Source organism: Rubrivirga sp. S365, assembly GCF_032248475.1.
Taxonomy (GTDB): Bacteria; Bacteroidota; Rhodothermia; order Rhodothermales; family Rubricoccaceae; genus Rubrivirga; species Rubrivirga litoralis.
On the sequence record NZ_JAVTTN010000001.1, the window covers coordinates 1,938,551 to 1,962,546 of the forward strand.

Consider the following 23,996-nt stretch of genomic DNA (forward strand, 5'->3'; position numbering starts at 1 on the left):
ACGCTGCCCCACCCCGCCCCCATGAACACGGCAGACCAACGGACCGCCCTCGTCACCGGCGGCGCCGGCTTTATCGGCAGCCACCTCGTCGACCGGCTGCTCGCCGACGGCTGGTCGGTCGTGGCCGTCGACAACTTCGACCCGTTTTACGACCCCGCCGTCAAGCGGGCGAACATCGCGGGCCACCTCAAAAGCGAGCGGTACCGCCTGGTCGAAGCCGACATCCGGGACCTCGAGGCCCTACGGGGCGGGGTGGGAGAGGGGCCGGTGGACGTCGTCGTCCACCTCGCGGCGAAGGCCGGCGTGCGGCCGTCGATCGAAGACCCGTCGGCGTACCAGTCGGTGAACGTGGGCGGCACGCAGGCCGTCCTCGAGTTCGCCCGCGAGCGGGGCGTCCCGCAGGTCGTGCTCGCGTCGTCGTCGAGCGTCTACGGCGTGAGCCCGGACGTGCCGTGGGGCGAGGGCGACGCCGTGCTCCGCCCGATCAGCCCGTACGCGGCGACGAAGGTGGCGGCCGAGCTCTTGGGCCACGTCTACGCGCACCTCTACGGGATGCGCGTCGTCGTCCTCCGCTTTTTTACCGTCTACGGCCCGCGTCAGCGGCCTGACCTCGCCATCCACAAGTTCGCCCGGCGGATGCTCGACTGCGAGCCGATCCCGCTCTTCGGCGACGGCTCGACGCGGCGCGACTACACCTACGTCGCCGACATCGTCGAGGGCGTCGTCCGGGCGATGGCCTACGACGGCTCGCCCTACGAAGTGATCAACCTGGGCAACAACCGGACGGTCCGCCTCTCCGAGCTGGTCGAGGCGCTGGAGCGGGTGCTGGGCGTCGAGGCGCGCGTCGAGCGCCACCCCGAGCAGCCCGGCGACGTGCCCCAGACCTGGGCCGACCTGGAGCGCGCGCGGCGGCTGCTGAACTACGACCCGCAGACGGGGATCGACGACGGCTTGGCCCACTTTGCCGCGTGGCTCCGTCGCCAGCGGGAGGCAGTGCCCTCCGGCAGGTAACTGCCATCCGCCACCCCGCCCCGCGCTCGTGTGCGTGGGGGCGGGGCGGCACAACGGCACCCCACCCCGCCCCTACACGAACCGCGCCCGCTCCTCGGGGCTCGGCAGCCGGCACGTCTCGCGCGTCCCAAACCACCGATAGCGGTTGGCCGCCACATAGCGGTACACGGCGTCGCGGGCGGGGCGTGGCACGGCGGCGAGCGCGTACAAGGCAACCCACGGGGCGCCCAGGCCGCGGAGCACGCGGAGCGCGGCCGTCGACCGCTCGTGGATCCCGTCGCGGTCGGCCAGGACGACGGTGTCGAGCAGGGCGTCGGCGTCGCGTCCGTGCGCCTCCAGGTACGCCCGCGCCTCGTCGGACTGGAGCGAGGCGAACGCGAAGCGGCCCGCTGGGTCGTGGCGGATGATGAAGTCGACGGCCCCGTTGCACAGCGAGCACACGCCGTCGAACAGCACGACCGCCCCGCCCGCGTCGATCCGCGCCTGGACCGGGTCGGGCGGGGCGGGGCGGGGGGCGCCGGCGGTGGCGGCGGGCGGGGCGGGGCGAGCGGTCACGGCGCGGGCGGGGTGAGGCGCGTCAACGTCGGGCGTCCAGGCGGGTTGCGCGGGTGTGCCACCGCCCCGCCCGTCGCGGACGGTGGACCAGCCTCCGCCCGGCGCGCGTTAGCTTCGAGACAGCCCGCTCTCTCGAGGTTGCCGCGTCGACGGCGGGGCGGGCGCCGTCGCGCGGGCGAACGCTCGGCCGCCTCCGAAGTCCCGACCGCCCCGCCCTCACGCGGGCGACGAAATTGACCCCGGAACGCGCTCCCGCCGTTCGGGTCTGGTCCGCCCCGCCCGCTGAACTTCTGCCCCGTGCTGAAACGCCTCCTCACCCAGACCCACAGCGTCCCCCTCTTTCAGGGCGACCAGTCCAGGATCCACCACGACGTGCCGATGCGGCGGCTGGCCTTCCAGGGCGCCGTCGGGGCGGTCCGCGAGCGCCGAGCCCTCGCCGACGTGCAGGAGTTCGTGCAGTTCGTCGGCTTCCCGCGCTCGGGGCACTCGCTCATCGGGTCCGTCCTCGACGCGCACCCGCGGGCCGTCGTCTCGCACGAGTTGGACGCGATGGGCCTGCTCCGGGCGGGGCTCTCCGAGCGGATGCTCTACGCGCTCGTCCTGGAGAACTCGGCCGCGTTCAGCCGGAACGGCCGCTACTGGAACGGCTTCTCCTACGTCGTCCCCGGCCAGGACGGGGGCGGGGCGGGGCGGCCCACGGTCGTCGGCGACAAAAAGGGGGACTGGGCCGTCCGGTGGGTCCAACAGGAGCCCGACCTGCTCGACGCCGTCCGGCGGCGCCTCCGCGCGCGCTGCCGGTGGGTGCTCGTGACGCGCCACCCGCTCGACAACATCGCGACCATGTCGCTCCGCAAGGGGCGGACCTACGACCGGCTGCGGATCGCCTCTGAAAGCTCCGCCGCCTTCAAAGCGGAGCTCAAGGCGGCGCAGGCCCGCGGCGACATCGCGGCGTCTGCCCTTGACGCCATGATCGACGACTACGAGGAGCTGTGCGGGGGCGTCGCGCAGATGGAGGCCGCGATCTCCCCGGACGACTGGCTGCACGTCGTGTACGAGCAGTTTACGCGGGAGCCCGAGGTCGAAATCCGCCGGCTGTGCCAGTTCCTCGACCTCGACCCTGAGCCCGAGTACCTCGCCGCCGCCGCCTCCATCGTCCACGACAGCCCCAACAAGAGCCGGCGCTCCGTGACGTGGACCGACGCCCAGCTGGAGCGCGTCCGCGCCCTCACGCGCCGCTTCTCGTTCCTGGTGGACTACGACGCGTCGGACGACCCGTCCCCGCCCGCCCCGCCCGGTGCCTCGGCGGCCGCCGCCCCGCCCACGACCGCCCCGCCCGATGGCCGCTGAGACGCCGCTCGGTCCCCGCCGGTCCCTGTGGAACCGGGTCCGCCACCGCCGCTTCGTGCCCCGGCAGATGGAGCGGGACAAGGCCGTCCGCGCGCGGCTCGGCCTCGACACCTTCGTCGCCGACTGGGACGCGCTCGTCGCCCGCCCCGACCCTGGGCCGGTCGTGCCCCGCCGCCTGTGGACGATGTGGGACCAGGGCGAGGCCGCCGCCCCGCCCCTCGTCCGCGCGGCCCTCGACAGCTGGCGCGAGGTGAACCCCGGCTGGGACGTGACCGTGCTCGACGCGGACACCGTGGGGGACTGGATCGAGATGCCCCAGTTGCCCAAACACGTGACGCGCACGGCCAAGTCCGAGGTCGTCCGGCTGCGCCTGCTGAGCCGCTACGGTGGGGCGTGGGCCGACGCGACGGCCATCTGCCTGCGGCCGCTCGACGACTGGGTCGACCGGGCCGCGGCGAGCGGGCGGTTCGCGTTCGCACGGCCGCAGCCGGCCCGCCACCTCGCGAGCTGGTTTCTGGCGTCGCAGCCGGCGGACCCGGTGTTCGAGGCGTGGCGCCGCTGGTGCGAGCCTTACATCACCGCCCCGCTCAAGCCGGCCGCCTACCTCTGGATGCACTACACGTTCGAGTGGCTGCTCCGCGAAGACCCCCGCGCCGCCGCCGCCTGGGCCGGCGTGCCGCGCCTGAGCGCGCGCGGCCCCCACGTACTCCAGCGCGCCCTCGACGGCCACCTCGACGTGTCCGACCTGCCCACGCCGGCCGAGGCGGCGCGCCTACCAATGGTAAAGATGAGCTTTAAGAAGGGCTACACGCCGGGCGGGGTGGCCGACGTGCTGGCGGGGTGGGGGCTGACCGCCCCGCCCACGGTCATCGACCGGGCGGGAGAGACGGCCTCCAACGGGGGCGGGGCGGCGGCAGCGGCCGGGTGAGCCCGTGTTAAGAATCGGCGGCGCGGGACGCATGCGGATCGGGTGGGGCCAGGGCGTGTAGGACAACTCCTTACCCCGCAGGCGCCGCGCGACCTGCGGCGCCCGCCCGACTCCGTGACCCACTCCGACGCCGCCTCCCGAACCCTGCTGATCTCGTGCGTCGGGGTGGAGAGCGACCTCCCGCTCCTCCCGCACTTTCTCCGGCACTACCTCGACCTCGGCGTCGCGCCGGAGCGGATGCACATCGTCCTCAACGCGCTGACGGCCGACGCGCCCGGCCTGGCCGAGGCCCGGGCGATCCTCGCCGAGCACGGCGTCGACGGCGGCGAGGACTGGATCGAGCCGTACACGAGCGACGCGATGTGGGACAAGCGGCGCGAGGTCCAGCGGCGCGTGGCGTCGCCCGAGGACTGGGTCGTGAGCGCCGACGTCGACGAGTTCTGCGAGTTTCCCGCCCCGCTCGGCGAGGTGCTCGACTACTGCGAGCGGCGGGGCGCGAACTGCGTCCAGGGCGTGTTTATCGACCGGCTCGCTCCGGGCGGGGCGCTCGCCGAGATCGAGCCGGCGCCGTCGCTGTGGGACCAGTTCCCCGTCGAGGCCGACGTGATCTGCACCATCCGGCAGCACGAGGGGGACGGCGACAACTACAAGTTCGGGACCGTCAACGTCATGCTCTGCCGGGGCGACGTGCTCCCCAGCCGCGGCGGCCACGCGCCGCTCAAGGGCGAGGACGCTGTTCCCGTCTCGTTCCTCCTGGGGACGTCGCTCGGCCGGATGCCGGGGATCACGAACTCGGCCGTCCGGTTCGCCATCCCGTTCCGCGTCCACCACTTTAAGTGGACCGAGGCGCTCGCGGAACGCCACCAGCGCCGGCTCGACACGCCCGGCGCGAGCTCGGCGGGGAGCGCCTACGGACGGCTCCTCCTGGACCGCCTCGCCCTCTGGGGCGGACGGATCGGGCTGGGCGACGTTCCGGTCCGCCACCCCACGCTCGCCGACCGTGTCCCGTGGCGCGTGCGCACGAACGCGCTCCGAGCCACCGTCGCCGCCGACCGCGGCGTCGCCTTCGCGCGCCGGGCGGCCGGCGCCGTCAAGCGGAGGGTGGCCTAGCATCGCCGCCGGGCATCCGATCCGCACCGACCGCCCCGCCCCCGCCAGACCTCCTCGCCTCCGGCGAGGGAGACCCCACTCCATGAGCAACCGAGTCGCACCATGATGGAAACGTTCAACGGATGGACCGGCACGCAGCTGACGGAGGGGACCCGGGCGGGGCGGTTCCACGCGCACGCCTACTACGACATCCCCGTCTTCGACGCCGACAGCCGGCTCGTGGCGGGCCATCAGGTCGGCTTCGCCGAGCGGCAGCCGACGCCCAACGATGCCATCGAGATCGGATACGTCGACACCGAGGGCGACCGCGCGTGGACGCCGGTCGGCGAGAGCCGCGCGTGGAGTTGGCAGCAGGGGGCCATGACGCAGTGGGTTCCGGGCGGCCGCACGCTCGTCTGGAACGACCGCGAGGGCGACGGCTTCGTTGCGCGCACGCTCGACCTGGACACCGGGCAGGACAGGACGCTCCCGCGCCCGGTCTACGCCGTCGACCCTACGGGACAGTTCGCGCTCTCGCTCAACATGGCCCGGCTCGACCACGTCCGCCCCGGCTACGGCTACCCGGGCGGGGCGGGCGCCCGCCTGGACCAGCGGCGCCCGGCCGACGACGGCGTGTGGCGCATGGACCTGGAGACGGGCGACTCGCGGCTCGTCCTCTCGCTCCGTGACGCGGCCCGGCTCGTCGCGCCGCTGCTGTCGCCGAAGGAGCGCCTCAAGCACTTTATCCGGCGCTACGTCTACTGGTTCAACCACGTGAAGATGTCACCGGACGGGCGGCGGTTCACGGTCAAGTTCCGGTTCCGCCCGCGCGATTTTAGCCGGTGGAAGTGGAACGGGCGGATGGGCATGAGCCTCACGTGCGGCGTCGACGGGAGCGACCTCCGCCTGCTCTCGTGGGCGACGTCGCACGTGATCTGGCTCGACGACGAGCGGCTTTACCTCTGGAACGAGGCGGACCGAGAGCTCGCCCTCTACCGCGACGCCCCCTCCGGCGGCCAGCGGGTCGAGCGGATGGCGCCGGGCCTCGTCGACTACAACGTCCACATGCGCCACTTCCCGGAGACGACGGATCGGTTCGTGTTCGACACGCCCTACCGGGAGGAGGTCGACGTGTTCGCGTACGACGCGAGCAGCGGAGAGCAGGAGCAGGTGGCGCGGTTCCAGAACCACCGGCCCACGAGCGGCGCGTTCCGGTGCGACCTCCACCCGAACCCGAGCCCCGACGGCGAGAAGGTGGTCGTGACGTCGCTCGACGACGGGGGGCGGCAGATGTACCTCCTGACTCGCTAGTGCAGCGGCAAGAGGTCTCGTGCGCCCCGCCCCGCCCGGTCCGCCACCCCTGGCTGCGCCGTCGCTTCGTGGTGTTTAGGAAGGAGACTCCTCCCACCCCGCCCCGCTCAGTTGGAACGCTGATAAAGTAGAAGACCTCTTGATCGTGATCTAGGCTCCGCTCGGGCGGGGCGGCCCGTCTTTGTACGCGGCTCGCGCCCGACCGCCCCGCCCCTGCGTGTAGCGTCGCCGTCTCGGCTTTCATGTTTACTCCCCCCATCTCCGTCGCCTTGAGCGGCCATCCCGACCGCACGGCTGTGGGCGGGGCGGCCGCGCGGTCGGAGGCACCACCCCGCCCCTGATGGAGCGCTCCCTAGAGGAACAGGCCGTCCCCCGCGTGAGCGTGCTGATGGCCGTCTACAACGGCGAGCAGTACCTCGCTGAGGCGCTCGACAGCGTGCTCGCGCAGACGCTCTCCGACATCGAGATCGTCGTCGTGGACGACGCGAGCACGGACGGGACGGCCGCGATCCTCGCGGACTACGCCGCGCGGGACGGCCGCCTCGTCGTGCTCCGGAACGAGGAGAACCGGAAGCTCGCGGCCTCGCTGAACCGGGGGCTCGCCGCGTGCCGCGCCCCGCTCGTCGCCCGCGCCGACGCCGACGACGTGAACATGCCGGACCGCCTCGAAAAGCAGGTCGCCTTCCTTGAACGCCACCCCGAGGTCGGCGTCCTCGGCAGCGGGTTCCACAGGATAGGTCCCGGCGGCGAGTACCTTTACAGCAAGGGCTACGCGGAGGACCACGAGACGATTCGTGCCCGGCAGCTCTTCTCCGGAAGCCTCCTCCACCCGAGCGTCGTGTTCCGGGCCGACGTCGTCCGAGGCGTCGGCGGGTACGACGAGAGCTACTGGACGGCCCAGGACACCGACCTGTGGGCTCGGCTCCACGACCGGACTCGGTTTGCGAATCTCCCCGACACTCTCGTCCACTACCGCACGCACGGGACGTCGGTCGTGAGGACGCGGGGAAAGGCTGGGCTGCGGCTCAGCCTACGCGTGTCGCAGCCCCTCCTAGAGGACCGGCTGGAGCGCACGCTCACCGACGAGGAGGTCGCGGCCGTGGTCACGCTGTACCGGGGGCACCACGCGCTCAACCCTGCAGGCGTTCGCGTCGGGCTCCCCCTGCTCCGGGAAGTGCTCCAGCGAGTGCGCCAGACCGAGCCGCCCGCGGCCGCCCAGTCCCTGCGTCGGGAGGCCGCGGCGTCGCTGCTCGCGCAGGGGGGAAGGCACGGCCTGCGAGACCCCAGAGCTCTGCGGGCGCTCCTCTGCTCGGCGGCGGCACTCGACCCGCGCCTTCTCGCGTCCCGCCGGATGGCCCGGCTTCTCCCCCGTGCCATCGGATTGCACTCCGCGGAGCCGCCCGCCCGCTGACGGGCGGAGCCCAGCCCGCTGGTGGTCTAGGCCCGCGAATCGGTCGGCGCGCTCTCGTCAGAGTGTGGAGGCGCAGCGCGCGAGCGGGCGCCGACAGCGTAGCGCGCCGCTCGTCGGACGCGCCACCGGACCGCGTGGGCGGCCCGGTACGCGAGTCCCGTCCACCCCGGCCGAGACTGGTACGGGATCTCCGCGAGCTCCGGCCACCCCGCCCGGGCTACGTCGTCGGCGAGGCGGTTCGCGAGCCGGTACGCGACCGGCAGCCGGGCCATCGCGTCGACGACCCGGCGGTCGATGAACGGGACAAGCGGGGTGGTGGTCGGCGAGACGCCGTAGAGGTGGGGGCTGGCCCAGCACCCCATCCGGTTCTCCCAGTAGACCTGGCCCAGAAACGAGAACGGGTCCGTCCACGAGACCCCCTCGAACCACGCCTCGAGCGCCTCGACCCGCTCGGCGAGGGGGGCGTCGTCGTAGCGGTCGAGGACCATCGCGGCGTCGATTGGGGTCTCCGGCGTCAGGGTCCGCTGCATCCGGCTCGCCCGTCCGAGCTCGCCGCCGAACCCGGCCAGGAGGGTGCCGCCCGGTGGGAGGTGACAGCGGACGCCCTCGTAGAAGTCCTTTGCCTTGCCCGCGCTGCCGGCGTACCCCGTCCGTTCGAGGTAGACCTCGCGCGTGCTCCCGATCGGTTTGAGAGGAATGACGTGGTGGGGGAGCCGGAGCCGGCGCGCGATGGCTCGGCCCGCGGCGGTGTCGACGGGCTGAGCCGGGTGGTCGAAGGTGTAGAGCGAGGTCCGGTCGGCGACGCCTCGTGCGGACGCCAGGATCATGCGCGAGTCCCGCCCCGCCGTGATCCCAATGCGGATCGGCCCGATCGACGCCGCCGCCTCGACGTTCCGCCGAACGCCGGCGGCGATCTCGTGGACGAGCCCGGCGGTCTCGTCGCTGGAGACGGGGACTGGCGCTTCCTGCCAGTGGTGGCGGACCGCCCCGCCCGTCGCGAGGTCGGCGTAGTGGTTGGGGACGAGACGCTGGACCTCGGGGTCGCTCGTCCGCCCGGCGTAGAAGAACCCGCTGCTGGGGGTGGGCGGGGCGGGGCGGCGGAACTCCCGCCCGTGCGCCCACGCCAGGAGCGTCCCCGTCGAGGCCGCCCCGCCCCACCCATAAACGGCCGCGAGCGTCCCGCCCGGGTCGAGGTAGAGCCGCTCGAACCCGTCGTCGGCGGCGAGCACGCAGGCGAAGCGGCCGCCGTGGGCGTAGACGGCGTCCTCGACGGCCGTCGCGGTGTCCGGGCGGGGCGGCTCAGGGAGCGTGAGCGGCGTGTCGCGGACGGCCCCGTCTGGCGTGACCGCGAACCCGATGAGGGCGCCGACCGTCCGGCCGTCGGGGTCGAGGACGAAGCACACCGGGAGGTCGGTCGCCAGCGTCCAGCGCCCGACGGTGTGCTCGGCCCACCCCTCGGGGACGCGGGAGAGGGCGGTGCCCAGGACGAACTGCCCCGCGTACAAGCGGGCAGGAGGAGGGAGCACAGGGACGAGGGGCTGGTACGGGCGGTCGCTTCTGGAGACCCGTACGGGACGACAGCGTACCCGTTCGCCCGGCTCTTCAGCGAAGGACCTCTTTCAGGGTCTCCCTGCACGCGTGCCGCCATCCGTCTCTACGGTCTCCGTCGTAATCCCTTGGCACAACGCGGAGGCCTCTGCCCCCGCTGTCCCCGCGCCGGCGCAGACCGCCCCGCCCGACATCGTCGTGATCGTCGTGCGTCGACGGCGGGTCGACGGACGGAACCGCCCGCGCGCGTGGGCGCCCTCGCCTTCGCGGAGGTGCGCGCCCTCGCGGGCGGGGCGGACCTCGACGCCGCAAGGCTTTGAAGGCAATTTGGGGGCTGTACCCGTGCGGCGCGGAGGCCGTGAAGATGTTCTACGACCGCAGCCTCCCCGCCCACTACGTGCCGCCGGTCTCGGCGTCCAACGCGCGGCCCTACGTCTGGGCGTACCGAGTACTCGGGTTCCGGTGGGCGGGGCGGGTGCGGTCAGCGTTCCGGGAGTAGCGCGCGGGCTGCCCCGCACAAGCCGCCCCGCTCTACGCCGCCCCGCCCGCGCCGAGCCGCGCGAGCAGCGCCCGGTCGTTCCGCCGCTGCATCTGCAGGAGGGCCAGAAACACGCCGTTCAGGACGACGGCCTCGAAGGCAAAAAAGTAGACCGGGCTGCCGAGCAGGCAGGCCACGGCGATCGCGCCCGTCCGGTAGTTCGAGCTCAGCAGGTTCCACCGCCGGAGGCCCGCGAGGTGCGTGGCCCGGTACGCCTCGGCCACGCGCGCCGCCCCGCCCGGTGCGGCTGCCGCCGCCGCGAGCCGCCGCCGGAGCGGGGCGGCCGCAGCCGCACCCCGATACTGGATCTGGAGGTAGAGGAGCTGGAGCCGCCCGAGCGCCCACGCCACGCCCGTGGCCCCACGCGTCTCCTCCCGGTACTCGTCGGGCGTCGGGACGCGGGCCGACTGCTTGCCTTGGACCCAGAAGTCGTAGGCGTAGCGTTGGCCTTCGTAGGCGTTCGCCTGCACGGCGTGGCTCGCGCCAGCGGCCGCGGCCCACAGCCACACCCACGACCCCTGCGTTGCCGACGCGGCGGCGGCGAGGCTCGCGTACACGAGCACGAACGTGCCGTGGTCGCACAGGCCGTCGAGCACCTTCCCGATCTCCGATGTCTTTCCTGTTAGCCGCGCGAGTTGGCCGTCGGCGCCGTCGAGCACGTGCCACACGACCATGAGCGCGAAGCCCAGCACGACAAACGGCCACTCGGTGTAGCGGGCGTAGGCGACGGCGGCCCCGGCCCCGAACGCGAGCCCGGCCAGCGAGACCGCGTTCGGCGAGACGCCCCACCGCGCGAGCGGCGCCACGAGCGCCCGGCTCAGCGGGTGGACAAAGAGCCGGTTCGTCGGCTCCTCGATCTCGCCCGTCCGCTTGACGGCGACGGTCTCCTCGGTCATGTACGGGCGCCAGCGGGGCGGGGTGGGGAGGGGGCGACCCGTGCCAGGTGGCGGGCGACGAGGACGAGGCCGGCTCCAATAAACACGTAGAAGCTCAGGAGCCGCCACACGAGCAGCGTCGGCGCGACGAGCGCGGCGGGCACGAGCGGCGGCCCCAGGAACAGGACGTACAGGCCCTCGACGCCGCCCGCCCCGCCCGGCGTGGGCACGACGAGTGCGCCCAGTTGGAGCGCCGCTGAGCGTGCGAACACGAGCGCTTGATCGACGCCCGGGTACACGCTTGCGATGACGCACACGGCGAGCGCGTACCGGCAGATCCAGGGCACGAGCGATACGGCGAACGCCTTCGCGTAGAACCCACCGGACCGCGAGCGGAGCGACCGCGACCGGGCCTGCATGTCGGCCATCGCTCCGCGCGCGCGCTTCGCAAACCGGCGGAGCCAGCGGAGCCGGAACAGGCGCTCGACCCACCCCGCCATCCGGTCCGGCCGGACGAGCGTCCCGTAGGCCAGCACGGCCACCCACGCGAGGTAGCCGACGAAGAACGCGAGCAGGGCGGCCGTGCCCGCCGTGCCCAGAGCCTGCGGGAACACGTCGAGCCAGACGGCGGCGACGAGGAGCACGGGGATGGTGAGCGCGAACCACACCTGGTCGACCAGCATCGCGAACAGGACGACCGACGTGGCCTCGCCCAGCGGGAGCTGCCGGTCGCGCGCCATGAACACGGCCAGAAACGGCCCGCCGCCCACGGCCGACGGCGTGACGTAGGCGAAAAAGTCCCAAACGATCTGGTCGCGGACGCCCCGGCGGAGGCCGATCTGCCCGTCCGACACCACGCGGAGCCGCCACGCCCCGAACACGACGCGGAGCACGACGGTGCCGACCGCGGCGACCAGGAGCCAGGGGCGGGCGTCGCGGAGGAACGGCCGGAACGCGACCGGGTCGAACGTGGCGTAGCCGATCACGCCAAACACGACGGCGCTCAGTGCCACCGACCACGCGAACGGCCGGAGCGACACGCTCGGGGCGGCGGGGACGTCGGCCGCCCCGCTCTCGACGGGGTCGCCCTGGGCGGGCGGGCGGGCGGTCTCGTCGAGGGTGTCCGGCAGCATGCGGGCGGGGCGGGGGAGGCGGCCGGCGCGTCCACCTCGGGCGGGGCGGGGGGAGCCGAGCGCGTCCCGGAGGATACCGCCGCGGCGTTCGCCCCACGGCGCCGGCCTCGCCTCGGCCGCCCTGGCACTCACCCCGCCCGCGGCGTGGGCGGGGCGGCCCCCCGATGCGGACACCACGCGTGGCGTCGCTCCGAATCCAGCTCGGCCCGTTCCCTGGGGGCGGGGCGGTGATCGCCGGCCCGCGGCCCCGCCTGCGGACCGCCCCGCCCGTGCGCCGTGGCCCGACGGCGTTGCATGCAACGCCGCTACGTCGGTCGCCCCGCCCATGCCTGGGCGGGGTGGTTCAGCTTCTGCTCGCTGCTCGCTGCTCGCTGCTCGCTGCTACACCATCCCCGCCCGCTTGCGGATCACCCACTCCGCCGTCAGCAGCGCGACGGCCAGGGCCAGCAGCCACGGGAGCCCGACGAGCGGCGTCTCGTCCTCGCGCACGAGCGGGCGGTCGGCGAGCGCGCCCCGCTCGCGGAGGCCGGCCACGAACGAGCCCAGCGTGTCCAGCCCGACGACCGCCCCGCCCGAGCGCGCGGCCACCTGGCGGAGCAAGGCGGGGTCGGCGCCGGGCTCGCGGAACTCGGCCGCGAGCGCGCCCACGCCGAACGAGCCGCGGTCGGTTCCTAGCTCTACACCGCCCCGCTCGGCCTCGGCCGTGAACGTGTAGGTGCCGGCGGGGCGGACGCCCAGGTCTACGACGTAGCGCCCGTTCCCCACCGGCCGCATCGCCTCGCGCTGGACGTCGCCGGACGGCGCGCGGACGGCGACCGTGAGGCGGGCGTCGCTGATCGGTTCCAGGCTCTCGCCGTACGCCTGGCCCGTGAGCGTCACGCGGTCGCGCTCGCCGAAGAGCGCGCGGTCGGGGCGGACCCGGACGCGCCGGCGGTCCTGGGGCGCGGTCGTCCAGCGGACGAGGTTGTCGAGGAGCCGGTCGTAGGCGCCGCGGAGGTCGCCCAGGTCGTCCGGGAGCGTCCGCCAGCGCCACGTGCCGGCGCCGAGCACGGCCGCCGACCGCCGGGCGCCCGCGCGCACGGCGACGAGCGGGACGTCGAGCGCCGCCCCGCCCCGGCGGACGCCGGCCAGCGACCGCGCGCCCGGCGCGAGCGTCCACCGCGACGTGGTGACCGCGACCGGCGGGAGCGCGGAGAGGCGCGACGCGTCGACGCCCAGGCCCTCGAAGACCGGGTGGGCCTCGCCGGCCGGCGTCGGCGCGAGACCGGCTTCGGCGAACCCGGCGCGGACGGCCGCCGGCGCGGCCGGGAGCACGTCGCCGAACGCCCGCGCGAGGAGCGAGAGGTCCGTCTGCCGCGTGAGCACGAACAGGACCGGCAGCCCGCTCGCCGCCAGCCGCTCGGCCGTCTGCCCGTCGGCGGCGGGGCCGGGGTAGCCGGCCAGGACGAGGAGGTCGAACGCGCCCAGCCGGGCGGGGAGGGCGCCCTCGTAGAACAGGCCCGGCGCCCGCTGCGTGCGGACCGTCACGTCGAGCGAGCGGTCGGCCTCGAGCGCGGCGCGGAGCGCGGCGAGGTCGGGGTCCGGCGCGCCGGCCACGACGAGCACGCGGCGCCGGTCGTCCAGCACGCGGACCTCGACGACGGCCGTGTTGTTGCGCGTCGTGGCCTCGCCGGCCAGCGGCCCCACCGCCACCGTGTACCGGCGGACGCCCGGCGCGGCCGGCGTCACGGTCAGGTCCACAACGGCTTCCGCCCCGCCCGCCGGCAACTCGACCGCCCCGCGCGTTAGGACGCGCCCGTTCTCGGAGATCGTCACCGGCGCCGTCTGCCCCGCGTACCCGCTCGCCCGGACGCCGACCTGGACGGGCAGCGGCGACCGCGCGTAGGCCACGTCATTCGTCACCGCCCGCGCCAGGCGGACGTCGCGGCCCGAGACGCTGTCGCCGGCCACGGCCGTCCAGATCGGGACCGGGAACCGCTCGGCGAGGTAGGCCGGGTTCCGCCCGTCGGTCACGCGCCCGTCCGACACCAGGACCACGCCGCGCAGGTTGCGCCCGGCAAAGTCGGCTTCGACGCGCCCGAGCGCCGCCGCGATGTCGGTCCGCTCGCCCGCGAAGCGGAGGCTGTCGCCCGGCAGCGCCCGCCCCGCCGGCGCGGCCTCGGCGCCGAAGCGGTAGAACCGGAGCGCCGCGTCGGCCGGGAGCCCGTCGAGCGCCGCGCGGACGGCGTCGGCGGGCGGTCCGGCTCCGAGCGTGAGGCTCTCGCTGTCGTCGACGAGGACGGCCAGGAGCGGCGCCTCACCCGTCCGCGTGACGCGGCGCCACACGGGGTCGAACAGGAGGAGCAGGACGAGGAAGAGGGCCGTGAACCGGAGCACCGGGAGCACGACGCGCCGCCACCCGGTCGCGGGCGGCGTGCTCCGCCCGTAGCTCCACCACGCGAGGGCGCCCGCGCCGAGCGTGCACGCGGCGAGGAGGACGGGCGAGTAGGCGAGGGCGAGGTCCAGGGCGGCGGCGCGTCGGTACGTCGTCGGGTCAGTCGGTCAGCGAGTCGGTCGATCTACGCCAGCGGAGCGCACTGGGACCGCCCCGCCCCTGCGGCGTCTTACCTGGAGCGGGCGGGGCGGCTTCGGGCCGTTCAGAGCGGACGCCAACGCGCTTCGTCAAGTCGGATTGCACACGGGCGGGGCGGGCACCTTGATCCACTGATCCACTGATCCACTGATCCACTGATCCACTGATCCACTGATCCACTGATCCACCGGCTCACTGGCCGACGGACAGCCGCTCGCCGCCGAAGGCGGCCGGCAGGAGGGCCGCCGGCGTCGTCACCTCGGGCGGGTCGGTCCCGCGCCAGACGACGACCTCGGCGTCCGGGGCCAGCTCGGCGATCACCTGGCGGCACCCGCCGCAGGGCGTGCCGCCGGGCGCCCGCACGCACGCGACGTAGAGCCGGCGGACTGGCCCGAGCCCGGCCGCCCGCGCGGCCACGAGCGCCGTCCGCTCGGCGCAGAGCCCGCGCGACCAGTCGCCGTCGAGCTCGACGTTGGCGCCGACCACGAGCTGGCCCTCGCCGTCCTCGACCGCGGCGCCGACGGCGAAGTCGGAGGCCGGGACGTGCGCCCGGTCGGCGGCCGCGAGCGCGAGCGCCGCCCCGCCCGCGACATCGGGCGGGGGCGGGAGGCGGAGCGTGAGGCGGACCGCCGCGCCGACCACGGGCGCCGCCCCGCCCTCGCGGACGGCGAGGTCGGGGGCCGCGAGCCGCCACGGCCCGTCGGTCCAGTCCTCCAGCAGCGCCCGCTCGCCGCGCGTGAGCGGCCGGCTGAGCGCGGCGGCGACGGGCGCGGCGCCCGCCGTGGCCGCGAGCGCGAGGGCGCCCTGGAGCGCCGAGATCGTGAGCGGGAACGAGGCGTTCTCGAGGCGCGGCGCGGCGAGCCAGCCTCCGCTCTCGAACAGGACGGCCGCGCCGACGGGCGCGCGGGAGTAGGGGACGTGGGCACGCGCGGCGACGGCCTGGGCGTGTCCGCGGAGGCGGTCGGGACCCGCGGGCGGGTTCTGCGGCATGGGCGGGCGGGGTGGGGCCGTAGCTTACGACCGCGGGCGGGGCGGCCCGGGGGCTTAACTCCGAGAGCGGTTCCGCCACGTGTCGGTCAGGGCGTGGCAGTTGGGGCACAGCAGCGCGAGGTTCGCGAGGACGTTGTTCGTCCGGTCCCCGTCACGGTGGTGGACTTCTAGCGGGGTGGGCTCCTCCTGCCACCTTTGGCCCCCGCACCGCTCGCACGCGGCCCCTCGTTCTTTGATCAGGTGGGGCTTCGCATGGGTAGCCCTTGTGTAGTCCGACCAGTCCTTCTGTCATTCGCCTCGGCTCCATGCTCGACCCGTAAAGTGGGAAGCGTCCAGCCCGAGTCGCTGGAGGGTCCGCTTGGCGTTCGCGTAGTTCCCACCGGCCGGGCGAAGCCCGAGCCGGCGGAGGATGCCGGCGATGCTCTTGGAGGCGCGAACGGCGGCCACGAACTCGGCGTCGGTGTATCTTTTCGTGGCCATCGAGCGGGGGCGTGGTGGAACTGGCAGACACAACGAGCTTAAGCCTCGTCGCCTCACGGCTTGCGGGTTCGAGTCCCGCCGCCCCCACCCCGCCCTACGTCGCCGCGCGGTCTGTGGCCTCCGTCTCTCGCCGCTCGGGCGGGGCGGCCGCCCGGTCCTCCACGGCCGCCCGCTCGCCGGGCCGCTCGTCGCCGCCCCGCCCGGCCGCGTAGTAGTCGGCGTTGATGGCGCGGATGGTCCGGTTGGCGCGGGCGACCGTCGCGTCCTGCTGGCGGTCGCGCCAGGCGGCCTGCGCGTTGGCCCGCTCGACGGCCCGCTCGACGTGGGGCTTGTGGATCGAGACGTAGTCCTCGGGCGACGTGTGGACGACGAGCCCCTGCCGGACCTCGGTCTCGTTGTGGACCCGGACGGACCCGACGTGGACGCTCCGCTTGCGGAGGTAATCGGTCCGGCTCCACTCGAGGTTGAACGCCGAGATCCAGTCGTCCGACGGGTCGCCCGAGAGGCGGAGGACGAGGGTCGTGATGTGGTCGCCGGCGTGGGAGGTGGCGAGGGCGTCCTCGTAGATGCCGAGGATGCGGACGTGGTCAGTAGACATGGGGGACGTGGTGGCAGCAGACGCACAAGATGACGCCCGCCCCGCCCGCGGGCCGTGGGGGCGGGGTGGGAAATCGCAACCTGAGGCCGTTCCTCGAACAACCCTCAGCAAACTCTCGGCGCCCCGCTAGCCGCGCACGCCGCCCCGGCGGCGGGGCGAGGGCGGTGCGGCGGGGCGGGGCGGCTCGACGGCCCCGAGCCGGCCGGCCGCGTCGGCGACGTAGACCGAGGCGTAGCCCCAGCCGACCGCCCGCTCGGCGGCCGCCGCCGCGGCGGAGCCGACGAACGCCAACGGCGTCCCCAGGTCGGCGGGCAGGGTCTCGGCCGCGAGCGAGTCCGGGGCCACGCGGAGCGCCCCGGGCGGGGCGGCGTCCGTCCCCAGGTCGACGACGAGGCCGCCGGCGCGGACGAGGGCGTCGACCGTCTCGGCCCCGGGCCACGCTACGGTCTGCGCGAGGTCGTACTCGGCCAGAACCGGCGCGGCGGCCGCGAACACGGCGTCGCCCGAGGTCGGCGCGGCGCGCCCGCGGACCGTGCCCTCGCCGTCGAGGACCACGGCGAGCGGCGCGCCCCGGTACCCGAGCGCTTCGAGCTCGGCGGCGGGCGTCTCCTCGAGGATGACCGCGAGCACGGCCGCCCCGCTCGCCTCCAGGTCGCCGGTCGCCTCTCCGAGCGCCGCCCACGCCGCCGCGTCGCCCGCCGCCGCGAGGTGGACCACGACGGGCCGGCCGGCGAACGCAGCCAGCGGCACCGGCCCGGTCGCCGACGGGAGCACGAGGTCGCGGGCGCCGCTGTGCGCAGCCCCGCTGGTGAACTCGGCCGCCCCGCCCGAGGGCTCCGGCCCGCACCCCCACGCGAGCGCGGCACACGCGAGCACGAAGCACGCGGCGAGCGGGGCGAGCAGCCTCGGGCGGGGCGGTGCGGGGTGGGTCACGGAGGGGGCGGGCGTCGGGGAACTCGCTGGGGCGGGGCGGGCGGGTTAGGCGGCGGCCTCGGCCGCCGACCGGAGCGCGGCGACGCGGATGTTGTGGTGGCTCTTGACGTCGATGGCCTCGCCGTCCTTGATCAGGAGGGCCTGCGGCGTCTCGTGCTGGACGCCCAGCTGCTCGGCGAGGTAGTCCGACACGTCGCGGGCGTACTGCACTACGACGGCGTAGAGCGGCGGGTCGCCGTCGCCTTCGAGCCCGACGAACTCCATCTGGCCGCGGGCCGAGATCGGGCACGCGATCGAGTGCTTGAGGAGGTACACCGGGCCGTCGTGGGACGCCTGGAGCATGGCGTCGGCGTCGGCGGTGGACGTGAGTTCTTGGACCTGGGCCATGAGAATCTGCGGGGATCTGCGCGAGGGAGGGGGCCGTACCGGGGGCCGCAACCACAGCGCTGCCCCGGCTCCTGGAAGCTACGGCGGCCCCTGGGCTACCGCAGGGGCTGCTCTCGTAAGGTTTTTCCCTACCCGATCCGATGTCCAAAACCCCGCCCGCTGACGCCCCGACCGCCCCGCCCCCGACCGGCGCCGAAGACGTCCGCTGGACGCTCGACGACCTCTACGCCTCGGCGGCCGACCTCGACGCCGACCTCGCGACGGCCGAGGCCGAGGCCGCCGACCTCGCCGGCCGCCTCCGCGGCCGCGTCGGCGAGCTGGGCGCCGCCGAGTTGGCCGGGGCGCTCGCCGAGCTCGCCGACGTCCACGACCGGGCGGGGCGGGCCTACACCTACGCCTACCTCGCGTGGAGCACGGACACCGAGGACCCGGCGCGCGGCGCGCTCCTCCAGCGGGTCCGCGAGGCGTACACGCGCGTCGGCCAGGAGCTCGTCTTTTTCGACGTCGAGTGGGCGGCCGTCGAGCCGGACCGGGCGCGGACGCTCCTAGAGAGCCCCGAGCTCGCGCCGTACCGGCACTACCTGGAGCTCAAGACCGAAGCCCGCGAGCACGTCCTCTCCGAGCCCGAGGAGAAGATCCTGGCCGAGAAGGCCGTGACCGGGTGGAGCGCGTGGAACCGGTTCTTCGACGAGACGCTCGGGGCCGCCCGGTTCCGCGTCCGCGGCGAGAGCCTCCCGCTCCAGCAGGCGACGGTCAAGCTCTACGACGCCGACCGGAGCCTCCGCCGTGACGCGGCCAAGGCCGTGACCGAGGGGCTCGTCACGTTGGAGCGCCCGCTGACCTACGTGTTCAACACGGTCCTGGCCGACACGGCGTCGAGCGACCGGCTCCGCCACTACCCGTCGTGGATCGCGAGCCGGAACGAGGCCAACGAGATCGACGGCGCCTCGGTCGACGCGCTCGTCGAGGCCGTCACGGGGCGCTATGCGCTCGTCGAGCGGTTCTACGCGCTCAAGCGCCGGCTGCTCGGGCTCGACCGGCTCTACGACTACGACCGCTACGCGCCGACCGGCGAGGCCGACCGCTTCGTGACCTGGGACGAGGCGCGCGAGCAGGTCACGGCGGCCTACGCCGGCTTCGACGCCGAGATGGGCGGGGTGGTCGAGCGCTTTTTCGACGGGCGCTGGATCGACGCCCCGCCCGCGCCGGGCAAGCGGGGCGGGGCGTTCAGCCACGGGGCCGTGCCGAGCGCCCACCCGTACATCCTGATGAACTACACGGGCACGCTCCGCGACGTCCAGACGCTGGCCCACGAGCTGGGGCACGGGGTCCACCAGTACCTCGCGCGTGACCAAGGCGTGTTCCACGCCGACACGCCGCTGACGACGGCCGAGACGGCGAGCGTCTTCGGCGAGATGCTCACGTTCCAGCGGATGCTCGAGACGACGCCGAGCCCGAGCGACCGCCTCGCGCTCCTCGTCGGCAAGATCGACGACACGATGGCGACCGTCTTCCGCCAGGTGACGATGAACCGCTTCGAGGACCGCATCCACACGCACCGCCGCGAGCGGGGCGAGCTGACGCCGGACGACTTTGCCGGGCACTGGATGGCGACGCAGGAGGCCATGTACGGGAACGCGGTGACGCTGACCGAGGGCTACCGCCACTGGTGGAGCTACATCCCCCACTTTGTCCACACGCCGGGCTACGTCTACGCCTACGCCTTCGGCGAGCTCCTGGTGCTCGCGCTCTACGCGCGCTACCAAGCCGAGGGGCCGGGCTTCGCGCGGAAGTACCGGGACCTCCTGGCCGCGGGCGGGTCGGACTGGCCGCACGTGCTCGTGGGCCGGCTGGGCATCGACCTCCGCGACCCGGGCTTCTGGGATCAGGGCCTCGACGCCGTCGAGGCGCTCGTGGCCGAGGCCGAGCGGCTGGCGGTGCCCTCGGGCGACGGGCAGTAGACGGGGCGGGGCGGCGACGCCGCCGGCTGCCCGCTCTTGCGGCGTGGGCGGGGCGGTCTCCGAACGGTCAACGTGCCCGCCCCGCCCCAGCCCGTGCCCGCCCCGCCCGTACGTTTCGGGGCGGGGCGGGGGCGTGTAGATTGCTCGAGGCCGCCCGCTGCCCGCGCTCGCCCGTCGTCGTCGGCCCGTCGGCGGCAGGAAGCCCGCTGGCCGTTCCCACTCCTCCACCGCTCTCCGTCGTGACCAACCCTGCCCCCACGCCGACGCCGCCCCGCCCGTCCGCTCCCGGGCTGCCCGACGATGCAGACCCGACGCGGGCGCCGAGCGGGGCGGGGTGGCCCGCGAGTTTGCCCGCTGGAGGCGACGGGGCCGCGAGGGGCAACCCGGCCCCGGAGGACATGGACGACCTGCTCGACCTGTTCCAGTTGGCCCCGCCCAGGACGCCCCTGTTCGTCGAGGACGACGGGGCCGGGGGTGCGCTGAAGCCGCCCCGCTCGGCGCGTCCGCTGGTAGGGCGGGCCGCCGACGACCGCCCCGCCCTCGTGTGGTCGGGCGCGGAAGGCGGCGCCTCGCCCCCAATGCGGGACCGGCCCGGCGTGCCGGCGCCGCTGGCGTTCGCGGGCGACACGCCAGTTCTCCAGGTCGCGGCGCGGATCGTGGACGCCCACGCCGGCCGCTACGACGCCGCGGCCCACGCGTTCGACGGCTCCGTCGGCAGCGCGCGGCGGCTGGCGTCGGCGGCGCGCGACGTGCGCCTGGCCCTGCTCTCGTTCCGGGACGTCCTGCCCGGTGCGGCGGTCGACCGGCTCGTGGCCGAGCTCCGCCCGCTCGTCATCGACCTCGACGCCGCCCTCGACTACGACCGTGCGGCGGCCGAGGCGGGGCCGCGGGCGGGGCGGTTCCAGGCGGCACGGCGGCGCGCGCTCGCGTCGGCCCACGGCGCCCTTGCGGGGCGGGAGGCGTGGAGCGCGCGGGCGGGGCGGCTCGTGGCGCGGCTCGACGCGCAGGACGCGGCGGGCGTCCGGTCGGGCGACGACGCGCCCGCCCCGCCCGTCGACTTTGTCGAGCCGGGGCGGGGCGGGGCGGGGCCGTCGCGGCTCCGGCACGTGTTGGGCTCGGCTCTTTGGGGCCGCTACGAGGCCGTCCGCGCGTTCGAGGACGCGGGCGGGGCGGACGACCCGCTCGACGTGGCCGAGCACGTTGCGTCGGCCCTCCGCGCCCTCCGGTTCGCGCTCGGCCTCGCGGCCGGGGCGACAGACGGGCCGGCCCACGACCTCGCCGCTACGGTCGCCGCCGCCGAGGCCCGCGTGACTGCCGAGCGCGACCGCCGCCGGACGGCCGGGCTCCTCGGCGTGCGCGGCCCGGCGCCGGCGGCCGTCCGCGAGGCGTGGACGGCGCTCGCGGCCCCCGACGTCCGGCGGCAGCTGGCGGACGTGGCGGCGGGGATCTGACGGGGCGGAGGCGCGCCAGCACGCGAATCTCCGAGCCGCCCCGCCCACGGCAGGCAGGGCAAACGGGGCGGGGCGGCCGCGTTCTCGCGCCGCGCTGCGGCGGTGTGGAGCCGGTGTAAATCCGTCGGTTGTTTCACCGTCTTCAACGAGACGCGATACAGGACTCTAGCGCCGGGGCGTAAAGTTCGGGACGGCCCGGGAGACCCGGGCGCCAGGCTCCCCCCCGGCCCCCTTCCCATGACCCCGTTCGAGTACCTCCGTCGATTCCGACCGGACCGAGCGACCCTCACGGGAGAGGCGTTCGAGTTGGGGGCGCTCGCGGTCGAACCGGGCAGCACCGTGGGCGTCGTGCTGATGGGGCTCGGCGGGCCGTCGCGCCCCGAGGAGGCGGTCCCGTTCCTGTACAGCCGGCTCATGGACCCGGCCGAGGTCGAGCTCCGCGTCCCCCAGTTTGCCCGCCACCGCACCGCCCGCCTGCTGGCCCGTCGCCGCGGGCGCCGCCTGGCCCAGGCGTTCGAGCTGATCGGCGGGGCGAGCCCGCTCCGGCGGCACGCCGAGGAGCAGGCCCGGGCGCTCCAGCGGGTCCTGAGCGAGGGGTACGACCGCTCGGCGGGCGTCGACTTCCGCGTCTACGTGGCCATGCGCCACGGTGAGCCCTCGATGGAGGCGGCCCGGGCGCAGATGGCCGAGGACGCCGTGACGAAGGTGGTCCTCCTCCCGCTCCAGCCCCACTTTTCGGCGGCCACGACAGGCTCGTCGCTGGCCTACTGGAGCGCCCTCGAAGACGAGCCCGCGGCCGACCACTGGCCGACCACGCTCGTGCGCGACTACGCGGGCCACCCGAAGCTGGTCCACGCCCTCAGCGAGCGGATCGACGAGGGGCTCCAGCGGTTCCCCCGCGAGGTCCGCGACCGGGTCCAGATCCTGTTCGCCGCGCACGGGGCGCAGCGGCGGCACCTGACGGCGCTCGACGACCCGTACTGCTGCCAGGTCCAGGCCACGGTCGAGGCCGTGCTGGAGGCGCGCGCCGAGCCCGAGCGGTCGGTCGGCGTCGCCTTCGAGACGCCGCTGGGGGCGGGGCGGCCTGTAGGACCGACGGTCGACGACGCCCTCGACGACCTGGCCAGCGACGGGTCCTCGGCCGTCCTCGTCGTCCCCGTCTCGTTCATCTCGGACCGGGTCGAGACGGCGTTCGACCTCGACGTCACGGCCCGCGGGCGGGCCGCCGGGCGGGGCGTCTCGCACTTCGAGGTGACGAGCGGGCTCAACTGCCACGCCCTCCTTATCGACGCGCTGGCCGAGAGCGTCGCCGGCCACGTCCGCCCGGCGTCGGACGGCCCCAGAGCGCCCGTCCCGCCCGCCCCGTCGCGCTCGACGTGCGCCGTGTGCGGCCGCGCCGTGCCCGCCCGCGAGTGGCCTGACGTGGCCCCCCACCTTACGCCCCGCCAGCGGACCGCGGCGTGATGAGCCAGCCGTCCGACCACCTGCTCCGCACGCTCGCCGCGGTCCCCGTCCCGTCCCGCGTGGTCGACCTGGGGAGCGGGGCGGGGGAGACCGCCGAGGCGCTCGCCCGGCTCGGGTTCGAGGTGTGGGCCGTGGACCCCGACGCCGCCCACGTCGAGGCCGCCCGCGCCCGCCTCGCCCCGCTCGTCGGCGACGCCGAGGCTGCCCGCCGCGTGACGCTCGCCGACCTGAGCGCGCTGGGGTTCCCCGACGCGTGGGCCGACTGGGCCGTTCTCGCCGCCCCGCCCCCGGCGGCGCTCGACGCGGCCGTCGCCGAGGCCGCCCGCGTGCTCCGCCCCGGCGCCTGGCTGTGGGCCGCGGCCGCCGTCGAACCCGGTCAGCTGGACGGGGCCGCCGAGCGGGCGGGGCTCCTGGTCGCCGAGGCCTCCGTCCGCGAGGGCGGGGCGGCCCGCGCCGTCTACCGGCGCCCCGGCGGGGCGGCGTAGGGCGGGGCGGCTACGCGACGCGCAGGACTTCGAGCAGGACGGCCGCAAAGTGGCACACGCTCCCGGCCAGCACGAACAGGTGCCACACGGCGTGGCCGTACGGGATGCGCCGGTTGAGGTAGACCGCGGCGCCGGCCGTGTACGCCACCCCGCCCGCGACGAGCCACGCGAGCGTCGAGCCGGGGAGCGCCTCGCGGAGCGGGCCGGTGGCGACGACGACGAGCCAGCCCATCGCCACGTAGAGGAACGTGGAGATCACCTGGAAGCGGCCCGTGTAGAACAGCTTGAACACGATGCCGGCCAGCGCCAGCGCCCACACGACCGCGAACAGCGACCACCCCCACGGCCCGCGGAGGCCGCCGATGAGGAACGGCGTGTACGTCCCGGCGATGAGCCCGTAGATCGCGCAGTGGTCGGCGGTCCGCAGCCGCGCCCGCGCGCGCTCGAACGGGATCGCGTGGTACAGCGTCGACGCCGAGTAGAGCAGGACGAGCGTCCCCACGAAGACCGACGCCCCGACGATCGTCCACACGTCGGCCGTCAGGGCGGCCAGCGTGATGAGGACGGCGCCGGCGCCGACGCTGAGAAGTACGCCGAGCCCGTGGGTGACGGCGCTCGCGACCTCCTCGCGGAGGGAGTAGGGCGGGGTGGACATGGCGTCGGTACGCGCGCGGGGAGCGGCGGTTGCTCGGGCCGGTGGGGCGGCGGGGTGGTGTGTCGGAGCAGACCCCGCAAACGTTACGCCACCCCGCCCTCGTGGCGCGAGGGGCTGACGCTTAAAGGCTGTTGGGTAGCCGGCTTCGAGTCTCCTCCCCCCAGCGGGGGGAGGCCGGGAACCGTCAGGTCGGCGCAGCCAGGGGGGACCCGGGGCGGCCGCCCCGCCCTCGACGGCCGCTCCGACGCCTATCACCCTCCCCGCCCTTTGGGTC

At 75.0% G+C, this 23,996-nt stretch carries 23 protein-coding genes and 1 tRNA gene; 12 read left to right on the plus strand and 12 right to left on the minus strand.

Annotated features, from left to right (window positions below; all coding sequences use genetic code 11):
- Positions 1–21: 21 nt before the first annotated feature.
- Entirely contained in the window at positions 22–1,011 is a 990-nt protein-coding gene (locus RQM47_RS08370; protein ID WP_314008457.1) for an NAD-dependent epimerase/dehydratase family protein, read from the plus strand.
- Positions 1,012–1,083: 72 nt separating this feature from the next.
- Here RQM47_RS08370 and RQM47_RS08375 read toward each other — a convergent pair whose 3' ends face one another.
- The gene (locus tag RQM47_RS08375) at positions 1,084–1,566 is read right to left on the minus strand and encodes a thiol-disulfide oxidoreductase DCC family protein (protein WP_314008460.1); all 483 of its coding nucleotides are present in this window, start codon (positions 1,564–1,566) and stop codon (positions 1,084–1,086) included.
- Between the two features lie 297 nt (positions 1,567–1,863).
- On the opposite strand from RQM47_RS08375, the gene RQM47_RS08380 reads away from it, so the two are divergent.
- The 5 genes from RQM47_RS08380 to RQM47_RS08400 all read left to right on the plus strand — a co-directional run bounded on the left by RQM47_RS08380 (position 1,864) and on the right by RQM47_RS08400 (position 7,652).
- A complete protein-coding gene (locus RQM47_RS08380) occupies positions 1,864–2,913 on the plus strand; it encodes a sulfotransferase (protein WP_311662546.1) in 1,050 nt (349 codons plus the stop codon).
- Positions 2,903–3,841, plus strand: coding sequence for a capsular polysaccharide synthesis protein (locus RQM47_RS08385; protein WP_314008462.1), 939 nt, complete (start codon positions 2,903–2,905; stop codon positions 3,839–3,841). Before RQM47_RS08380 ends, RQM47_RS08385 begins: the two co-directional genes overlap by 11 nt.
- 114 nt (positions 3,842–3,955) lie before the next feature.
- Entirely contained in the window at positions 3,956–4,951 is a 996-nt protein-coding gene (locus RQM47_RS08390; protein WP_314008464.1) for a hypothetical protein, read from the plus strand.
- A gap of 102 nt (positions 4,952–5,053) precedes the next feature.
- Positions 5,054–6,241, plus strand: coding sequence for a hypothetical protein (locus tag RQM47_RS08395; RefSeq protein ID WP_314008466.1), 1,188 nt, complete (start codon positions 5,054–5,056; stop codon positions 6,239–6,241).
- A 340-nt stretch (positions 6,242–6,581) separates the two neighbouring features.
- Entirely contained in the window at positions 6,582–7,652 is a 1,071-nt protein-coding gene (locus RQM47_RS08400) for a glycosyltransferase family 2 protein (protein ID WP_311662542.1), read from the plus strand.
- 26 nt (positions 7,653–7,678) lie between these two features.
- On the opposite strand, the gene RQM47_RS08405 is transcribed toward RQM47_RS08400, so the two are convergent.
- Positions 7,679–9,178, minus strand: coding sequence for a hypothetical protein (locus tag RQM47_RS08405; RefSeq protein WP_311662541.1), 1,500 nt, complete (start codon positions 9,176–9,178; stop codon positions 7,679–7,681).
- Positions 9,179–9,564: 386 nt separating this feature from the next.
- Here RQM47_RS08405 and RQM47_RS08410 point away from each other — a divergent pair, with 386 nt between their 5' ends.
- A complete protein-coding gene (locus RQM47_RS08410; RefSeq protein ID WP_314008469.1) occupies positions 9,565–9,699 on the plus strand; it encodes a hypothetical protein in 135 nt (44 codons plus the stop codon).
- Between the two features lie 32 nt (positions 9,700–9,731).
- On the opposite strand, the gene RQM47_RS08415 is transcribed toward RQM47_RS08410, so the two are convergent.
- The 6 genes from RQM47_RS08415 to RQM47_RS08435 all read right to left on the minus strand — a co-directional run bounded on the left by RQM47_RS08415 (position 9,732) and on the right by RQM47_RS08435 (position 15,788).
- On the minus strand, positions 9,732–10,634 hold the full coding sequence (locus tag RQM47_RS08415) for a CDP-alcohol phosphatidyltransferase family protein (RefSeq protein ID WP_311662539.1): 903 nt from the start codon (positions 10,632–10,634) through the stop codon (positions 9,732–9,734).
- Positions 10,631–11,746 carry a lysylphosphatidylglycerol synthase transmembrane domain-containing protein gene (locus RQM47_RS08420; RefSeq protein ID WP_311662538.1) on the minus strand — a complete coding sequence of 372 codons (1,116 nt, stop codon included), beginning with the start codon at positions 11,744–11,746 and terminating at the stop codon, positions 10,631–10,633. The genes RQM47_RS08415 and RQM47_RS08420 overlap by 4 nt, the downstream gene beginning before the upstream one ends.
- Positions 11,747–12,127: 381 nt before the next feature.
- Entirely contained in the window at positions 12,128–14,131 is a 2,004-nt protein-coding gene (locus RQM47_RS08425) for a hypothetical protein (protein ID WP_311662537.1), read from the minus strand.
- A gap of 379 nt (positions 14,132–14,510) precedes the next feature.
- Positions 14,511–15,308, minus strand: a complete 798-nt coding sequence (locus RQM47_RS08430) for a cytidine deaminase (RefSeq protein WP_311662536.1) — start codon at positions 15,306–15,308, stop codon at positions 14,511–14,513.
- A 54-nt stretch (positions 15,309–15,362) separates the two neighbouring features.
- On the minus strand, positions 15,363–15,548 hold the full coding sequence (locus tag RQM47_RS17430; protein ID WP_409945969.1) for an HNH endonuclease signature motif containing protein: 186 nt from the start codon (positions 15,546–15,548) through the stop codon (positions 15,363–15,365).
- A gap of 48 nt (positions 15,549–15,596) precedes the next feature.
- Positions 15,597–15,788, minus strand: a complete 192-nt coding sequence (locus RQM47_RS08435) for a hypothetical protein (RefSeq protein ID WP_314008473.1) — start codon at positions 15,786–15,788, stop codon at positions 15,597–15,599.
- Between the two features lie 5 nt (positions 15,789–15,793).
- Here RQM47_RS08435 and RQM47_RS08440 point away from each other — a divergent pair.
- A tRNA-Leu gene (locus RQM47_RS08440) sits at positions 15,794–15,875 on the plus strand.
- 7 nt (positions 15,876–15,882) lie between these two features.
- Here RQM47_RS08440 and RQM47_RS08445 read toward each other — a convergent pair.
- The 3 genes from RQM47_RS08445 to ytxJ form a co-directional block, all read right to left on the minus strand.
- The gene (locus RQM47_RS08445) at positions 15,883–16,386 is read right to left on the minus strand and encodes a hypothetical protein (protein ID WP_314008476.1); all 504 of its coding nucleotides are present in this window, start codon (positions 16,384–16,386) and stop codon (positions 15,883–15,885) included.
- A 126-nt stretch (positions 16,387–16,512) separates the two neighbouring features.
- Positions 16,513–17,319 (minus strand): hypothetical protein, encoded by an 807-nt coding sequence (locus RQM47_RS08450; protein ID WP_314008479.1) that lies wholly within the window; start codon positions 17,317–17,319, stop codon positions 16,513–16,515.
- 45 nt (positions 17,320–17,364) lie between these two features.
- Complete coding sequence (ytxJ, locus tag RQM47_RS08455) at positions 17,365–17,706, minus strand: bacillithiol system redox-active protein YtxJ (RefSeq protein ID WP_311662531.1); 342 nt, start codon at positions 17,704–17,706, stop codon at positions 17,365–17,367.
- A 140-nt stretch (positions 17,707–17,846) separates the two neighbouring features.
- On the opposite strand from ytxJ, the gene RQM47_RS08460 reads away from it, so the two are divergent.
- The 4 genes from RQM47_RS08460 to RQM47_RS08475 all read left to right on the plus strand — a co-directional run bounded on the left by RQM47_RS08460 (position 17,847) and on the right by RQM47_RS08475 (position 23,067).
- Positions 17,847–19,667 (plus strand): M3 family oligoendopeptidase, encoded by a 1,821-nt coding sequence (locus RQM47_RS08460; RefSeq protein WP_314008483.1) that lies wholly within the window; start codon positions 17,847–17,849, stop codon positions 19,665–19,667.
- A gap of 398 nt (positions 19,668–20,065) precedes the next feature.
- A complete protein-coding gene (locus RQM47_RS08465; protein ID WP_314008485.1) occupies positions 20,066–21,118 on the plus strand; it encodes a hypothetical protein in 1,053 nt (350 codons plus the stop codon).
- Positions 21,119–21,355: 237 nt separating this feature from the next.
- On the plus strand, positions 21,356–22,582 hold the full coding sequence (hemH, locus tag RQM47_RS08470; protein ID WP_314008487.1) for a ferrochelatase: 1,227 nt from the start codon (positions 21,356–21,358) through the stop codon (positions 22,580–22,582).
- On the plus strand, positions 22,582–23,067 hold the full coding sequence (locus RQM47_RS08475) for a class I SAM-dependent methyltransferase (RefSeq protein WP_314008489.1): 486 nt from the start codon (positions 22,582–22,584) through the stop codon (positions 23,065–23,067). The genes hemH and RQM47_RS08475 overlap by 1 nt, the downstream gene beginning before the upstream one ends.
- A gap of 10 nt (positions 23,068–23,077) precedes the next feature.
- Here the strand turns inward: RQM47_RS08475 and trhA are convergent, their stop codons facing one another.
- Complete coding sequence (gene trhA, locus RQM47_RS08480) at positions 23,078–23,722, minus strand: PAQR family membrane homeostasis protein TrhA (RefSeq protein WP_311662526.1); 645 nt, start codon at positions 23,720–23,722, stop codon at positions 23,078–23,080.
- Positions 23,723–23,996: the final 274 nt, after the last annotated feature.

Excerpts from the sequence above, each read along its gene's own strand:
- RQM47_RS08475 (WP_314008489.1), top strand. The coding sequence starts at position 22,582 with ATGAGCCAGCCGTCCGACCACCTGCTCCGCACGCTCGCCGCGGTCCCC.
- RQM47_RS08385 (WP_314008462.1), top strand. The coding sequence starts at position 2,903 with ATGGCCGCTGAGACGCCGCTCGGTCCCCGCCGGTCCCTGTGGAACCGG.
- RQM47_RS08420 (WP_311662538.1), bottom strand. The coding sequence starts at position 11,746 with ATGCTGCCGGACACCCTCGACGAGACCGCCCGCCCGCCCGCCCAGGGC.
- RQM47_RS08430 (WP_311662536.1), bottom strand. The coding sequence starts at position 15,308 with ATGCCGCAGAACCCGCCCGCGGGTCCCGACCGCCTCCGCGGACACGCC.
- RQM47_RS08460 (WP_314008483.1), top strand. The coding sequence starts at position 17,847 with ATGTCCAAAACCCCGCCCGCTGACGCCCCGACCGCCCCGCCCCCGACC.
- trhA (WP_311662526.1), bottom strand. The coding sequence starts at position 23,722 with ATGTCCACCCCGCCCTACTCCCTCCGCGAGGAGGTCGCGAGCGCCGTC.
- RQM47_RS08370 (WP_314008457.1), top strand. The coding sequence starts at position 22 with ATGAACACGGCAGACCAACGGACCGCCCTCGTCACCGGCGGCGCCGGC.
- ytxJ (WP_311662531.1), bottom strand. The coding sequence starts at position 17,706 with ATGGCCCAGGTCCAAGAACTCACGTCCACCGCCGACGCCGACGCCATG.
- RQM47_RS08400 (WP_311662542.1), top strand. The coding sequence starts at position 6,582 with ATGGAGCGCTCCCTAGAGGAACAGGCCGTCCCCCGCGTGAGCGTGCTG.
- hemH (WP_314008487.1), top strand. The coding sequence starts at position 21,356 with ATGACCCCGTTCGAGTACCTCCGTCGATTCCGACCGGACCGAGCGACC.
- RQM47_RS08410 (WP_314008469.1), top strand. The coding sequence starts at position 9,565 with ATGTTCTACGACCGCAGCCTCCCCGCCCACTACGTGCCGCCGGTCTCG.
- RQM47_RS08445 (WP_314008476.1), bottom strand. The coding sequence starts at position 16,386 with ATGTCTACTGACCACGTCCGCATCCTCGGCATCTACGAGGACGCCCTC.
- RQM47_RS08465 (WP_314008485.1), top strand. The coding sequence starts at position 20,066 with ATGGACGACCTGCTCGACCTGTTCCAGTTGGCCCCGCCCAGGACGCCC.
- RQM47_RS08435 (WP_314008473.1), bottom strand. The coding sequence starts at position 15,788 with ATGGCCACGAAAAGATACACCGACGCCGAGTTCGTGGCCGCCGTTCGC.
- RQM47_RS08415 (WP_311662539.1), bottom strand. The coding sequence starts at position 10,634 with ATGACCGAGGAGACCGTCGCCGTCAAGCGGACGGGCGAGATCGAGGAG.
- RQM47_RS08395 (WP_314008466.1), top strand. The coding sequence starts at position 5,054 with ATGATGGAAACGTTCAACGGATGGACCGGCACGCAGCTGACGGAGGGG.